Origin of the sequence: Mesorhizobium sp. M1273 (assembly GCF_040318195.1) — a bacterium.
GTDB lineage: Bacteria > Pseudomonadota > Alphaproteobacteria > Rhizobiales > Rhizobiaceae > Mesorhizobium.
Window position 1 is genome coordinate 128,974 of record NZ_JAMYLV010000002.1, and the last position, 13,072, is coordinate 142,045.

Consider the following 13,072-nt stretch of genomic DNA (forward strand, 5'->3'; position numbering starts at 1 on the left):
CCGGCTTAAAAATCCTGCAGTTCGCAGGAACTCTGTTCGAGAAACCGCGAGACGATCGGCTTCCAGCTGTCGTCGGGCACGAACGAACGGATGACGAATACGCCTTCCTCTATCGGCGCCTCGACGAAGATGGCCCCTTGCAGTTCCTCGGGAAGATCCTTGCGGACCTCGATCATCTGGGCCGGCGTCAGCACAACGGTGTCGAGCATGCCTGCGGTCGCGCTGTGGTCGTTGAACGAGTAGATGTTGTGGCCGCCGCGGTCATAGACCGATATCGACCAGAACGGCACCTTGCCCGGCGCCTTGACCCGCACCATCCCCTCGGCAAGATCGAAACGGCATGCCGCCGCATAAAATAGCGGATCGACCGATTTCACCACCGGCGCGCCGCCGGCTTCCGCGTCGAGCCTGGTCATCTTGTAGAGATCCGAAGCCATGGCCAATCGCGACCAGGCGTCGCGTTCGGAGAACTCGGGGACGAGCAGCAGCACGATGATGTGCACGATGCCGGCGCCGAGCAGGCCGAGCAGCACGGCATGCAGCAGGCTACGCATTGCAGCCGACCTTCTGGATTTGTGGCAGCGTGACGTCCGAGAGACCGGTGCTGCTGGCGATCGGCGTGTCGTAGAACGTAAGCACCAAGTACATCTTGCCGGCGCCGCTGGTCAGCAGCCAGTTGCCGGGCGCTGGGCGGCTGCCGACGGAAATGACCACCGAATTGTCGGCCTGGCGCAGCACTTGATAGGACTGCAGCGCAGCCGGCCTCGGCTTGCCGGTCTCGACCACGCCAAGCGACTGGTCGGCGGCATAAAGCGTCCAGAACCGGGCGGTGGGAAAGCCGCCCGCGATCTTGTAGGCACATTGCCGCTGGAGCTGTTCGCCGCCGGAATCGCGCTCGGCTATGAAGGACAGTCCTTCCGCCTGTCCGAGCGCCAGCACGCCTTCGCGAGCCACGCGGGCCTTCGAATAGGGATCTGCCGTCGGCGTGCCGATATCGGGGAAGGCGGTCCATTGGCCGATCCTGATGGCGCCGACGCCATCCTGCAGCTTCAGTGCATACCAGACGCTGCCGCCACCGCCGACGACGGCGATGGCAAGCGAAAGCAGTGTCAGGAAGGCGTTCTTGAGCATGAGGAGGCAGGGAACCGAAGGCCGGGACTGAAAGATTGCCGCTCGGGGATATCGCGGCGCAGGGCCTTGTGGCAAGCGGCCCCGCGCAATTGGGCGTCACAGCGCCGAGAGGGTTTCCGGTGCAGCGGGCGCGTCGAGCACGGGTGCCGCCTGGAACAGCCTGGTCAGTTCCTTCAGGGTCTGGGTGGTCCGGCTGGACAGCACCGGCGGACGCTCGGCGGCGGCATCGGCAGCTGCCTGTTCGGCGTTCTTCTTTTCCGCTTCCTCGGCCTTGGCGGCAATTTCGGCATCGACGAAGGGGTGATCGAGGCCGGGAATCGGTCTGAGGTCGATATTCTGGTGCGCATAGACCATCAGCCGCTGCCACACCATGGCCGGCAGCGTGCCGCCGGTCATCTTGTTGGTCGCGGTGAAGTCGTCATTGCCGAGCCAGACGGCGGCCGTGTAGTTGCCGGTAAAGCCGACAAACCAGGCATCGCGGTAGGACTGGGTCGTGCCGGTCTTGCCGGCGACGACGATGTTTGGAAGGGCCGCGCGCCGGGCAGTGCCGATCACCGGCACCGCCGCCAGCATGGTGTTCATGTATTTGAGCGCCAGCTCCGACAGCACCCGATGCGGCGGCGGCGCATCCTTGGCGAAGTCGTAGACCACCTCGCCGGTACGGGTGAAGAGTTGGCTGACGCCGTGCCGGGTTCCGGCAAGGCCGTTCTGGGCAAATACGCTGTAACCCGTCGCCTGGTCCATCACGGTCATGCCCGACGTGCCGAGCACCATGGTCTTGTGCGATTCCAGCGGCGACTCGACGCCCATCGCCTCGGCCATGGCCTTGATCGGCTTGATGCCGAGATAATCCTTGGCCAGCCGCACCGGCACCGTGTTGATCGATTTGGCCATCGCCGTGATCAGCGTGACGTTGCCGGCCGACCCGCCATTGTAATTGTGGGGCGACCAGCTGCCCCAGGAGATGGGTCCGCCGGAAACCACCGAATCCGGCGTGAAGCCATGCTCCATCGCCGTCGCATAGACATAGGGCTTGAACGAGGAGCCGGTCTGGCGAAGCGCTTTGGTGGCGCGGTTGAACTGGCTGGCGCCGTAGTCGCGGCCGCCGACGATCGCCCTGACCGCGCCATTGGTCTCGATGACGACGATGGCGCCCTCGGTGACGTTGTATTCCTTGCCGAACTGGCGGAGGTGGAACTCCATCGATTCTTCGGCCGCCTTCTGGATGTTGGCATCGAAGGTGGTGTGGGCGACAAGCGAGTGCGGGCCGCCTTTGGCGGCGATCTTCTTGACCTCGTCGAAGGCCCAGTCGAGGTAATAGTCGGGGCTCTTCTGCTCGCCACGGTCGACGATTTCGGCCGGGTGTAATCTTGCCTGCAGCACCTGGCCTTCGGTCATGAAGCCGGAATCGACCAGATTGGACAGCACCACATTGGCCCGCGCCCGGGCGGCGGGCAGGTTTATGTGCGGCGCATATTTGGTCGGCGCCTTGAACAGGCCGGCCAGCATCGCCGCCTCGGCAAGGTTCAGGTCCTTGACGCTCTTGCCGAAATAGAAATCGGCTGCCGCCTCGATGCCGAAGGTGCCGCCGCCCATATAGGCGCGGTCGAGGTAAAGCTGCAGGATTTCCTTCTTCGACAGATTGGCTTCGAGCCACAGCGACAGGAAGGCTTCCTTGATCTTGCGCTCGAATGTCCGCTCATTGGTCAGGAACAGGTTCTTGGCCAGCTGCTGGGTGATGCTCGAGCCGCCCTGGACGACGGAATTTGCCCGCACATTCTCGAATATGGCGCGCGACAGGCCGAGCACATCGATGCCGTAATGGTCGAAGAAACGCCGGTCTTCGGTCGCCAGCACCGCCTTGATGACATGGTCGGGCATCTCGTCGACCGGCACCGAATCGCGCTGGATGATGCCGCGCTGGCCGATCTCGTTGCCGTAGCGGTCGAGGAAGGTGACGGCGAAGTCGCCTTGCGTGCGCCAGTCGCCGGCGGTTATCTGGAAGGCCGGCAAGGCCAGCGCCAAAAGGACGACGATGCCGCCGGCACCGAGCGTAAAGCCTTCACTCAACAGTTCGATCAGGCCGCGGCGCCAGCCGTCGACACGGAAACGCCGCGAGAAGATGGTCGCCGCTTCCCAGAACTGGCGCGCCCTGAAGCCGATTTCGTAGACCGAGGAATCAATCCACGCATCCACCGCCAGCAGCCTTGCGGCGATCGGACCTCTTCTCTTGCGTGGTTCCAAAGGACTGGCCATTCCAGGATCCGGCTGCGGCGATGCCGCCAACTGAGAAACCGCATGCCGGCAATTTCACGGCGGCGCGCCGCTATGACTATTCGTCCATTTTGGCGCTGCCTACAAGGGCGATGAAGGTTCCGCGCTTGCGCGAGGTGCCGAGCATTGGCAGTCGTCACATGGGACGCTTGTCCGCGATCTTTTTCGGGTCGCGGCCTATCATGCCGGCGTTGGCTTTCCTGTGCTTGTCGGCAAGCCTGCGAATGCGATCGAAGCGGCTTTCCTCGGCCACTTCGATTTTCGCCGCTGCCTTTGGCTTCGGGACGAATGCGATCATTGATCGATCTCCTTGCCGATGGTGCGCGCCGGGGAAGATACCCCGGCGGCTGTCTTTCAGGCTTGTTTCCGGCAGTGGCTGGTCAATAGCCGATGCCGCCGGGCGAAGCAGCGGCTTCCTTCGCCGGAACGTCGGTGATCATGGCTTCCGCCGTGATCAGAAGCGCCGCAATGGAGCCCGCGTCCTGCAGCGCCGTCCGTACCACCTTCGCCGGGTCGACGATGCCGGCCTTGATCATGTCGACATAGACCTCGTTCTGGGCATCGAAGCCCTGATTGTGATCCTTGCCCTCGGCGAGCTTGCCGACGACGATCGAACCTTCGACGCCGGAATTCTCGGCGATCTGCCGGATTGGCGCTTCGAGCGCTCTCGACACGATCGAAATGCCCGCTGTCACATCGGCATTGGCTCCGGTCAGCCCCTTCAGCACAGCCTTGGCGCGCAGCAGTGCCACGCCGCCGCCTGGAACGATGCCTTCTTCGACGGCCGCGCGCGTGGCGTTCAGCGCATCGTCGATGCGATCCTTCTTTTCCTTGACCTCCGATTCGGTCGCGCCGCCGACGCGGATGACGGCAACGCCGCCCGCCAGCTTGGCGAGACGTTCCTGCAGCTTCTCCTTGTCATAGTCGGACGTGGTTTCCTCGATCTGCGCCTTGATCTGCTGGACGCGCGCCTGGATGGTGGTCTTCTCGCCGGCGCCGTCGATGATCGTGGTGGTGTCCTTCTCGATCAGCACGCGCTTGGCGCGGCCGAGCATGTCTATGGTGATGTTCTCCAGCTTGATGCCGAGATCCTCGGAAATCATCTGTCCGGCGGTGAGCACGGCGATGTCTTCCAGCATCGCCTTGCGGCGGTCACCGAAGCCAGGCGCCTTGACGGCCGCTACCTTGAGTCCGCCGCGCAGCTTGTTGACGACCAGCGTTGCCAGCGCTTCGCCCTCGACGTCCTCGGAGATGATCAGCAGCGGCCTGCCGCTTTGCACCACGGCTTCGAGGATTGGCAGCAGTGCCTGCAGATTGCCGAGCTTCTTTTCGTGGATGAGGACGTAAGGGTCTTCCAGCTCGGCACGCATCTTCTCGGCATTGGTGACGAAATAGGGCGAGAGATAGCCGCGGTCGAACTGCATGCCTTCGACGACGTCGAGCTCCGTTTCGGCGGTCTTGGCCTCCTCGACGGTGATGACGCCGTCATTGCCGACCTTGTCCATCGCCTTGGCGATCATGGCGCCGACGCTGGTGTCGCCATTGGCGGCAATGGTGCCGACCTGCGCGATCTCTGCTGAGGACTTGACCTTCTTGGCGCGCGCCTGGATTTCCTTGACGACGGCGCTGACGGCAAGATCGATGCCGCGCTTGAGGTCCATCGGGTTCATGCCGGCGGCAACGAATTTGGCGCCCTCGCGCAGGATGGAAGCGGCAAGCACCGTGGCGGTGGTGGTGCCGTCGCCGGCGAGGTCGTTGGTTTTCGAGGCCACTTCGCGCACCATCTGCGCGCCCATGTTTTCGAACTTGTCGGAAAGCTCGATTTCCTTTGCCACGGCCACCCCGTCCTTGGTGACGCGCGGCGCGCCGTAGGCCTTGTCGATAATGACGTTGCGGCCTTTGGGGCCGAGCGTCACCTTGACGGCGTTGTTGAGGATTTCGACGCCGCGCAGCATGCGGTCACGCGCGTCGGTGGAGAATTTGATTTCCTTGGCAGACATGATCTTTTCCAGTTCGGTTGTCGTGGCAAGGCGCTTGCAGCGCCTGAATCAAAGCTCGGAGCGTCCTTTGCGCGCGCGCGGGAGGGCGCGCGGCCTTCCAATCAGGCGGCCTTCTTGGCAGCCACGGTCTTGTCGATGATGCCCGTCTCGCTTTTTTCGATGATGCCCATGATATCGGCCTCCTTCATGATCAGAAGGTCCTCGCCGTCTATCTTGACCTCGGTGCCGGACCATTTGCCGAACAGAATGAGGTCGCCGGCCTTGACGTCGAGCGGGATCAGCGCGCCGCTTTCGTCCCGCGCGCCCGGCCCGACAGCGATCACTTCGCCTTCCTGCGGTTTTTCTTTGGCATTGTCGGGGATGATGATGCCGCCCTTGGATTTGGTGTCGCTTTCGGCGCGCCGAATGACGACGCGATCGTGGAGTGGCCGGAATTTCATGGGGACTCTTTCTGGGGCCAGCTTAGGCGGCCGCCCCTCTCTATAGGCGCCCTGGCACTCGATTGATAGGAGCGCCAAAAAATATTCATAGGGCACATGAAATATTGAACGTATTATCTTGCCTGGTTATCCCCTGGTGTTCGGGCCTTGCCGAATATTAATGAAATTGAATTTCTATCTTTGAACACCTATTTTATGGTGAATTCACATTCACGACTTTCGCTGCAAGGGAGATTTTACCGATGGCCGAAGGCAATCAGAACATCATGGAAAAAGCTCAGGCCCGCTTCATGGAAAATCAAAAGAAGACGGCGGAGCGGAACAAAGCAACTGCCGAATATCTCTCGGAAGCCAAGGCGAGGAGCATCAAAACGGCAAGGCTGAGGGAATTGCGACTGGCCAAGGAAGAGGCGGACCGCGCGGCGGAAGCTCTGAATCCGGTCGCACCAAAGAAGAAGCGGGCGTCACGGGCAGTCAAGAAGGCCGTATCTGCATCGACGGAGGCGAAATCATGAGCCTGACATTTCCCAATCCCAGCCGCAGCTACGACGAGGCAAGCAAACGCATCCGCTTCGTCGGCCATGACGGGATGTTCCAGATTTCCTTCTCTGTCGCAACCGATGCCATCTCCAAGATGCAGCCGGGAACGGCGGCCTCAGAAGCTACCTACCTGGCAGCCTTCGACACGGCTTCCAACTCGATCCACGATGTCGCCAGGAATGCCTATGCCCGCACCCGCAGGAGCATATATGTGCTGACTGCGGCCGATTTTCGCTAGTCCGTCGCGATCCGTCCACAAGACGCTTTGTCAGGGCTTCCGGTCCGCCTTCGCTCGCCGCTTGACGTCGCGACCGTTCAGCCGGTCGACCATCGCGTCCGCATCGCGCGTGTTCAAACTGGCCGTGAGTTGCTGCTTGAGCTCGACCGGCTGGCCGGTGAAGACGTCGAAGACGGTCCAGCTGTGAGGATGTTCCATACGGAGCGCGTAGCGCTTTGCCATCTTGGGTCCTTTCGTTTCCGCCCAATCAATGAATGTCGCTCGATCAGGCCTGGGCGATGAAGAATACTGCCGCCACGACAAGCACCGTCCACAAAACGACGGACAGCTTCAGGGCCAGGCTACCGTACGCCGAGAGCACCTCCCGAGTGTGGTTGACCAGACTCTTGACGGTCATCGACATGGTCGACGCCGCAATCGCGACCGGCGGCGCCTTGGCCCCAAGCTTTCCGAAGACAGGCAGCAGCGACGGCTCGCGCACGAAAAACGACCTCGAATGTCTGGAAACCAGACATCGTCATAGCATCCTTTTTTCGAACTCCTGCATGCCAAATGACTTCGCGCAGGTTGGCATCACCCTCAAGGGTCCGTGGCGCGGACGGCCGGGGCGTCGCGCATTCCAGGAGCAGGGCTTATTGCCGAGATCATGAAGGTTCATAATCCGCATGAGACGCGCTGATTCGCGCTTTGGCGGGATGCCTTCATGCAACGCAGCTACGCAGCCGGGAGGTCGACGCGACGGACGAAGGGAAAGACGATGACCGCGCCGGCCGTCGAATTGCAGAAGGCCATATTCGAGGCAGTGAATGACGATCCCGATTTATCGGCGGCACTGGGCGACGCACGATTGTTCGACCGTGCGCCGGAAAATGTTGCGTTCCCCCACATGACCTTCGGCCGCACCAGCGTCTACGATTGGGCAACGGGAATGGAGAACGACGCAGAACAGTTGCTGACGTTGCATGTCTGGTCGAAATCAGAGGCCAGCAAGGAAACCAATGACATCATGGACCTTGTTAGCACCCGCCTGCGCGATACGGCTCTCTCGCTCGGCGAACATCGCCGCGCCTACCTCAAGCTCGAATTCGCCGAAGCCCGCTACGACGAGGACCTTTCGGCCCATCACGGGCTGCTGCGCTTCCGCGCCGTGATCAAGGACGAGGGCTGACCACCGGGCATTTTTTACAATCCGGCAATTTTGTTCTTGCTTTGTGCCGGCAGCTATGCTACTAATTCGCCTATGGTGCTGATGGCGCCAGCGACCCGCCGCAGAGGCGGGTTTTTATTTCCGGTCGGTTCGCCTGAATCTGCCTTCGGTTGCCGGATCGATTATCGAAGTCGGGGCAAACCTGAAGCGATTGCCTTTCACTGCCAAACGATGCCCGGTTGTCGGCGAAGGATCGGAGGGCTAGGTTAAACTTGGCAATTTCGCGGGATGGGCGGCGAAATGGCAATCCGGTAATCTCGCGCTTCAGGGGTGTGGCGGGCATGCATTCGAGCGTTCACCGTTCATATCACGTTCAGCACCGGCGCGTTAGAACGCTGACCATGAAAACCCTTCGCTCCCACTTCCGGACCGCGGCACTGGCGCTGTCAGCCGCCGGTCTGCTTGCGTCGCAGGCGATGGCGATCCCCGTTGTCGTGCCCGAGCAGCCCCAACCGGTCGTCCTCGCCGCCTCCGACTGCTATGCGATCGGCCAGCAGGTGGCCGAGCAGAATGGCGGCACCTTGGCCAAGGCCTCGCAGTCGACACGCGGCGGCCAGCCCGTCTGCGTCATCGTCGTGCTGGTTCCGGGCAAGGAAGGGCAGCGTCCGCGTCGCTCGGAGATCGTCGTTCCGCTGAACTGAACCGTGCCGTTTCCCAGACTGCCGGAATCGGCCTATATCTGAACAGCTTCAACAGGCCTTCCGCATGCGCGTACTCGTCGTCGAAGATGACAAGGATCTCAACCGGCAGATCGGCGACGCGCTGGTCGATGCCGGCTATGTCGTCGACCGCGCTTTCGACGGCGGGGAAGGGCACTTTCTCGGCGACACCGAGCCCTACGATGCCGTGGTGCTCGACATCGGCCTGCCGCAGATGGACGGCATCAGCGTGGTCGAGCGATGGCGGCGCGGCGGCCGCAAGATGCCGGTGCTGATCCTGACGGCACGCGACCGCTGGAGCGACAAGGTTGCCGGCATCGACGCCGGCGCCGACGACTACGTCACCAAACCCTTCCACATCGAGGAAATCCTGGCCAGGGTGCGGGCCTTGATCCGGCGTGCTGCCGGGCACGCTTCGTCCGAACTGACCTGCGGGCCGCTCCGCCTCGACACCAAGGCCTCCAAGGCCGACGTCGACGGCGTGCCGCTGAAGCTGACCTCGCACGAATTTCGCTTGCTTGCCTATTTGATGCACCACATGGGCGAGGTGGTGTCCCGGACCGAGCTGGTCGAGCATCTCTACGACCAGGATTTCGACCGCGATTCCAACACGATCGAGGTCTTTGTCGGACGGCTTCGCAAGAAGATGGGCATCGACATGATCGAAACTGTTCGCGGCATGGGCTACCGCATGCGTAAGCCGGAGGCGTAACGCGGAACCGCTGCCTACAAAACCCGCCGTCTCGAACACGCCGTCGCTGCGGTCATGGCCGCGTTCGGTGGCGTTTCGCGTCATCGCCTTTTCCACGGTCTGGGCGATCCTCACTCTGGTCGTCATCTTCACCTTGATCACCACGCTCTATCGCCAGGCCAGCGAGCGCGGTTTCGACAGCCTGCTTTCGGCGCATCTGTTCAACCTGATCGGCTCGGTCGGCGTTTCTGAAAGCGGCCAATTGACCGGCGCCCCCGACCTTGGTGATTTGAGGTTCTCGGAACCGAATTCCGGCTGGTACTGGTCGGTCGAGCCTGCCTCGGAAGGCGTGCACGGCGATCTCCATTCGTCGTCGATGACCAAGGCGATCCCGTCGCCAAGCGTTGCCGAGGTGCCCTTCAATGCCAGCTTCCAGCGCAGCTATTCAGCGGACGGCATCGAAGGCGAGCAGTTGGAGGTGTTCGAGAGCGAGTTCGTGCTCGATGCGAAAAACCGCGCCGCGCGCTTCCGCGTCATGGGCAACCAGACCGAGCTCGAGCAGGAAATCGCCACCTTCCAGCGGCGCCTTTTGACCTATCTGTCGCTGTTCGGCGTCGGCATGATCGCCATCAATGCGATTGCCATCCTGCTCGGCCTGCAGCCGCTGCGCCGGGTCAGGAATGCGCTTGCCATGGTGCGCGAAGGAACCGCGCAGCGCCTAGATGGCCGTTTCCCGGCCGAGATCGAGCCGCTCGCCAACGAGACCAATGCGCTGATCGAGAACAACAGGCGTATCGTCGAGCGGTCGCGCACGCAGGTCGGCAACCTCGCGCACTCGCTGAAGACGCCGCTTGCCGTGCTGCTCAACGAGGGACGGGCGCTGGGTGGCGCCAAGGGCCAGCTGATCGCCGAGCAGGCCGCTTCCATGCAAAAGCAAGTGGACCATTATCTGCAACGTGCCCGCGTCGCCGCGCAGCGCGACAGCGTCGTCTACCGTACGCCGGTGGCGCCGCTGGTCCAGCGCATGGTTCGGGTGCTGCAAAAGCTCAACCCGCAGACGGCGCTGTCGCTGTCGCTGCCGGCCACCGACATCGTCTTTGCCGGCGAACGCGAGGACCTGGAGGAGCTGCTCGGCAATCTGCTCGACAATGCGATGAAATGGGCAAGGAGCGCGGTCGCCGTTTCGGTCAAGCCAATCTCCAGCAAAGGTGGCGCTGGCACGGAAGGCGCAGCCAACCTGTTCGAGATCAGCATCGAGGATGACGGCCCCGGCATTCCCGACGACAAGGCGCGCGAGGTGTTGCAGCGCGGCCGGCGGCTCGACGAGACAAAACCGGGCAGCGGGCTCGGACTTGCCATTGTCGCCGACCTTGTCAACGAGTATGGAGGCTCTCTGGCGCTGGAACGATCCATCATGGGTGGATTGAAGGCGATGGTTCGATTGCGGAGCCTTCAGTAATGCTTTTCCAGATTGCTTTTCCAGGTGGCTGGCTGCGGCCAAATTTCCGACAAACATCGACATTATGGCCGCGCCAGCTGCTGACAGCGCGGCGGTCCAGCTCAAGAAAGCCGGTATTGGCATGAAGATTCGCGTCGCGCTCGTTTCCGCCCTGCTCGCCGTCTCCGGCTGCACGACGCTCGGCAAGGGCCCGGCCGTTACGGTGACGCCGGCCTTGACGCCCCCCAGCGGCGCCAAGGTGGCGACGACGATCATCTCCGCCATGGGCGGCGGCCTCGTCGGCGGCTCTATCGGCGCCGGCCTGAGCGAGACCGAGAAGCGCAGCGCGCTCGAGGCGGAATACAAGGCGCTTGAATACACGGCGAGCGGCCAGAAAGTGGCTTGGAAGAGCGACAGTTCGGCCCATCGCGGCGAAGTGGTCGCCGCCCAGCCCTATCGCGTCGGCTCGCAGGACTGCCGGCAATACACCCATACGGTGTTTACCGGCACCGCCGGCGCCACCGCGCGCGGAACCGCCTGCCGCAATGCCGACGGCAGCTGGACGCCGCTGACGTAGAGCAATTCCAGGAAAAGTGTGAAACGGTTTTCCGTCCGGAATTGCGCAAAAACAAAGACGCCCGGCCGTCGATCCGCCGATACCGGTCCGGCACTAAAGCGCGTCGCGTTCGACCGGCGTCATGCGACGCGCTATAGGTTCTTGTTTTGATGCATGGTCGTTATCGCAAAACCGCTGCACACTTTTGCGCGACATGCATTATCGATCGGAGCGGCCCCGCCAAAGCGTCGCAGCAGGCTTGTGTTGGCAGGGCAAGGGTCTCGTTCTATTGGAAGAGCCATGCTGTTTTGGGTCATAGCCGCACTCCTGACGCTGGGCGCAAGCTTGGCGGTGCTGCTGCCGTTGGCCGGCGGATCGAAGAACGCGTCCGCTGCCGGCGATCACGACCTTGAAGTCTATCGCGACCAGCTGGCCGAGCTTGACCGCGATATGGCGCGTGGCCTGATCCGGCCAATGGAGGCCGAAGAGGCACGCGCCGAAATCGCCCGCCGCATCCTTCGCCTGAGCAATGCCGGCCACGCCGACGAGACGGCGACGCAGCCGACGCGGTCGACAAGGCTGGTGGCGACGGCGGCCGTGCTGCTGGTTCCGCTGGTCAGCTGGGGCCTCTATGGCCAGCTCGGCTCACCCGACCTGCCGTCGCAGCCGCTCAGCGAACGCCTGGCCAAGAACCCCGCCGACAGCTCGGTCGACGAGCTGATAGCCCGCGCCGAGGCGCACCTGGCGGCCAACCCATCCGATGGCCGCGGCTGGGACGTGCTGGCGCCGGTCTATCTGCGCATGCAGCGATACGCCGATGCGGTGACCGCCTATCGCAACGCCATCCGCCTCGACGGCGACAGCGCCGCCCGCCAGGCGGGTCTTGGCGAGGCGATCGCCAATGCGGCCGGCGGCATTGTCTCCGCCGAAGCGCAGGCGGCTTTCGAGGCGGCGTTGAAGCTCGATCCGGCCAATCCGAAGGCCGCGTTCTATCTCGCCATGGGCATGGCACAGGACGGCCGCATAGCTGAAGCCACGGCGGCCTGGCAAAAGATGCTTGCCGCCTTGCCGCAGGGCTCGCCGTGGCGCGGCGCCGTCGAGCAGGCGCTGGCCGAATCCGCCGCCCGCAGCGTCGCTTCGGAGGCGCCCGCGAAAGGGCCGACCGCCGAGGATATCGATGCTGCCTCCTCGATGTCGCCGCAGGACCGGCAAGCCATGATCAGCACCATGGTTGCCGGCCTCGACGAAAGGCTTCGGCAAAATCCGCGCGACGAGGAAGGGTGGATGCAGCTCGTTCGTTCCTATGCCGTACTGGGCAAGACAGATCAGGCGCGTGACGCGCTCAATCGCGGTATCGCCGTCTTTGGCGCGGACAGTGACCAGGCCAGGAAATTCACCGCCTTTGCCGCCTCGCTTGGCGTGACGGCGACGGAGTAGACGATGACGCGCAAGCAGAAACGACTGTCGGTGATCGCAGCGGGGCTGGGGTTTCTCGGTGTTGCCACCGGGCTGACCTTCTACGCGCTTGGCCAGAAGGCCTCCTATTTCTACATGCCGGCCGATCTGGCCACCGCCAGCCTTCAGCCGGGCCAGCGCATCAGGCTCGGCGGTCTCGTCGAAAAAGGCACGGTCGAGCGTGGCCAAGGCGCCACCGTCGCCTTTTCGGTGACCGACAACCAGAAGAACGTCAAGGTCACCTATACCGGCATTCTTCCCGACCTCTTCCGCGAAGGGCAGGGCGTGATCACCGAAGGCTCGTTTGGCCCTGACGGAATCTTTGTCGCCGACAGCGTGCTGGCCAAGCATGACGAGACCTATATGCCCAAGGAAGTGGCCGACGGCCTCAAGGCCAAGGGCGTATGGCAGGAGAGCAAGAGTGACTAGCGGGTGCGGTGACA

Annotated in this window: 17 protein-coding genes; 9 read left to right on the forward strand and 8 right to left on the reverse strand. The window is 62.9% G+C overall.

Going from position 1 to position 13,072, the window contains the following annotated elements:
• Positions 1-5: 5 nt before the first annotated feature.
• The 6 genes from NKH30_RS03070 to NKH30_RS03095 form a co-directional block, all read right to left on the reverse strand.
• Positions 6-554 (reverse strand): DUF1254 domain-containing protein, encoded by a 549-nt coding sequence (locus NKH30_RS03070; RefSeq protein WP_352471000.1) that lies wholly within the window; start codon positions 552-554, stop codon positions 6-8.
• Positions 547-1,131, reverse strand: coding sequence for a DUF1214 domain-containing protein (locus NKH30_RS03075; RefSeq protein WP_352471001.1), 585 nt, complete (start codon positions 1,129-1,131; stop codon positions 547-549). The genes NKH30_RS03070 and NKH30_RS03075 overlap by 8 nt, the downstream gene beginning before the upstream one ends.
• 96 nt (positions 1,132-1,227) lie before the next feature.
• Positions 1,228-3,387: a transglycosylase domain-containing protein gene (locus tag NKH30_RS03080; protein WP_352994169.1), complete on the reverse strand. Its 2,160-nt coding sequence runs from the start codon at positions 3,385-3,387 to the stop codon at positions 1,228-1,230.
• Between the two features lie 154 nt (positions 3,388-3,541).
• Positions 3,542-3,703, reverse strand: a complete 162-nt coding sequence (locus NKH30_RS03085) for a hypothetical protein (RefSeq protein WP_352501782.1) — start codon at positions 3,701-3,703, stop codon at positions 3,542-3,544.
• 82 nt (positions 3,704-3,785) lie between these two features.
• The gene (gene groL, locus NKH30_RS03090) at positions 3,786-5,405 is read right to left on the reverse strand and encodes a chaperonin GroEL (protein WP_352994171.1); all 1,620 of its coding nucleotides are present in this window, start codon (positions 5,403-5,405) and stop codon (positions 3,786-3,788) included.
• 101 nt (positions 5,406-5,506) lie between these two features.
• Complete coding sequence (locus NKH30_RS03095; protein WP_352471004.1) at positions 5,507-5,845, reverse strand: co-chaperone GroES; 339 nt, start codon at positions 5,843-5,845, stop codon at positions 5,507-5,509.
• Positions 5,846-6,087: 242 nt separating this feature from the next.
• On the opposite strand from NKH30_RS03095, the gene NKH30_RS03100 reads away from it, so the two are divergent.
• On the forward strand, positions 6,088-6,360 hold the full coding sequence (locus tag NKH30_RS03100) for a hypothetical protein (RefSeq protein WP_352471005.1): 273 nt from the start codon (positions 6,088-6,090) through the stop codon (positions 6,358-6,360).
• Complete coding sequence (locus NKH30_RS03105) at positions 6,357-6,623, forward strand: DUF1488 family protein (RefSeq protein ID WP_254819951.1); 267 nt, start codon at positions 6,357-6,359, stop codon at positions 6,621-6,623. Before NKH30_RS03100 ends, NKH30_RS03105 begins: the two co-directional genes overlap by 4 nt.
• Positions 6,624-6,653: 30 nt before the next feature.
• Here NKH30_RS03105 and NKH30_RS03110 read toward each other — a convergent pair whose 3' ends face one another.
• Positions 6,654-6,845, reverse strand: a complete 192-nt coding sequence (locus NKH30_RS03110) for a hypothetical protein (RefSeq protein WP_352501784.1) — start codon at positions 6,843-6,845, stop codon at positions 6,654-6,656.
• A 43-nt stretch (positions 6,846-6,888) separates the two neighbouring features.
• Positions 6,889-7,104 (reverse strand): hypothetical protein, encoded by a 216-nt coding sequence (locus NKH30_RS03115; RefSeq protein WP_352471007.1) that lies wholly within the window; start codon positions 7,102-7,104, stop codon positions 6,889-6,891.
• A 276-nt stretch (positions 7,105-7,380) separates the two neighbouring features.
• Between NKH30_RS03115 and NKH30_RS03120 the strand changes: the two genes are divergently transcribed.
• From NKH30_RS03120 to ccmE, 7 genes are all read left to right on the forward strand, one after another.
• A complete protein-coding gene (locus NKH30_RS03120) occupies positions 7,381-7,791 on the forward strand; it encodes a DUF3168 domain-containing protein (RefSeq protein WP_352471008.1) in 411 nt (136 codons plus the stop codon).
• A 380-nt stretch (positions 7,792-8,171) separates the two neighbouring features.
• The gene (locus NKH30_RS03125; RefSeq protein WP_352471009.1) at positions 8,172-8,471 is read left to right on the forward strand and encodes a hypothetical protein; all 300 of its coding nucleotides are present in this window, start codon (positions 8,172-8,174) and stop codon (positions 8,469-8,471) included.
• A 64-nt stretch (positions 8,472-8,535) separates the two neighbouring features.
• Complete coding sequence (locus NKH30_RS03130; protein ID WP_352771695.1) at positions 8,536-9,201, forward strand: response regulator transcription factor; 666 nt, start codon at positions 8,536-8,538, stop codon at positions 9,199-9,201.
• Between the two features lie 10 nt (positions 9,202-9,211).
• The gene (locus tag NKH30_RS03135; RefSeq protein ID WP_352471109.1) at positions 9,212-10,639 is read left to right on the forward strand and encodes an ATP-binding protein; all 1,428 of its coding nucleotides are present in this window, start codon (positions 9,212-9,214) and stop codon (positions 10,637-10,639) included.
• A gap of 121 nt (positions 10,640-10,760) precedes the next feature.
• The gene (locus tag NKH30_RS03140) at positions 10,761-11,195 is read left to right on the forward strand and encodes an RT0821/Lpp0805 family surface protein (RefSeq protein WP_352471010.1); all 435 of its coding nucleotides are present in this window, start codon (positions 10,761-10,763) and stop codon (positions 11,193-11,195) included.
• 279 nt (positions 11,196-11,474) lie between these two features.
• A complete protein-coding gene (gene ccmI / locus NKH30_RS03145) occupies positions 11,475-12,611 on the forward strand; it encodes a c-type cytochrome biogenesis protein CcmI (protein WP_352994173.1) in 1,137 nt (378 codons plus the stop codon).
• 3 nt (positions 12,612-12,614) lie between these two features.
• Positions 12,615-13,058: a cytochrome c maturation protein CcmE gene (ccmE, locus tag NKH30_RS03150; RefSeq protein WP_352770675.1), complete on the forward strand. Its 444-nt coding sequence runs from the start codon at positions 12,615-12,617 to the stop codon at positions 13,056-13,058.
• Positions 13,059-13,072: the final 14 nt, after the last annotated feature.

What these genes read in the sequence shown, in the direction of transcription:
- NKH30_RS03070 (WP_352471000.1), bottom strand. Translation starts at nt 554, where the DNA reads ATGCGTAGCCTGCTGCATGCCGTGCTGCTCGGCCTGCTCGGCGCCGGC.
- NKH30_RS03075 (WP_352471001.1), bottom strand. Translation starts at nt 1,131, where the DNA reads ATGCTCAAGAACGCCTTCCTGACACTGCTTTCGCTTGCCATCGCCGTC.
- NKH30_RS03080 (WP_352994169.1), bottom strand. Translation starts at nt 3,387, where the DNA reads ATGGCCAGTCCTTTGGAACCACGCAAGAGAAGAGGTCCGATCGCCGCA.
- NKH30_RS03085 (WP_352501782.1), bottom strand. Translation starts at nt 3,703, where the DNA reads ATGATCGCATTCGTCCCGAAGCCAAAGGCAGCGGCGAAAATCGAAGTG.
- groL (WP_352994171.1), bottom strand. Translation starts at nt 5,405, where the DNA reads ATGTCTGCCAAGGAAATCAAATTCTCCACCGACGCGCGTGACCGCATG.
- NKH30_RS03095 (WP_352471004.1), bottom strand. Translation starts at nt 5,845, where the DNA reads ATGAAATTCCGGCCACTCCACGATCGCGTCGTCATTCGGCGCGCCGAA.
- NKH30_RS03100 (WP_352471005.1), top strand. Translation starts at nt 6,088, where the DNA reads ATGGCCGAAGGCAATCAGAACATCATGGAAAAAGCTCAGGCCCGCTTC.
- NKH30_RS03105 (WP_254819951.1), top strand. Translation starts at nt 6,357, where the DNA reads ATGAGCCTGACATTTCCCAATCCCAGCCGCAGCTACGACGAGGCAAGC.
- NKH30_RS03110 (WP_352501784.1), bottom strand. Translation starts at nt 6,845, where the DNA reads ATGGCAAAGCGCTACGCGCTCCGTATGGAACATCCTCACAGCTGGACC.
- NKH30_RS03120 (WP_352471008.1), top strand. Translation starts at nt 7,381, where the DNA reads ATGACCGCGCCGGCCGTCGAATTGCAGAAGGCCATATTCGAGGCAGTG.
- NKH30_RS03125 (WP_352471009.1), top strand. Translation starts at nt 8,172, where the DNA reads ATGAAAACCCTTCGCTCCCACTTCCGGACCGCGGCACTGGCGCTGTCA.
- NKH30_RS03130 (WP_352771695.1), top strand. Translation starts at nt 8,536, where the DNA reads ATGCGCGTACTCGTCGTCGAAGATGACAAGGATCTCAACCGGCAGATC.
- NKH30_RS03140 (WP_352471010.1), top strand. Translation starts at nt 10,761, where the DNA reads ATGAAGATTCGCGTCGCGCTCGTTTCCGCCCTGCTCGCCGTCTCCGGC.
- ccmI (WP_352994173.1), top strand. Translation starts at nt 11,475, where the DNA reads ATGCTGTTTTGGGTCATAGCCGCACTCCTGACGCTGGGCGCAAGCTTG.
- ccmE (WP_352770675.1), top strand. Translation starts at nt 12,615, where the DNA reads ATGACGCGCAAGCAGAAACGACTGTCGGTGATCGCAGCGGGGCTGGGG.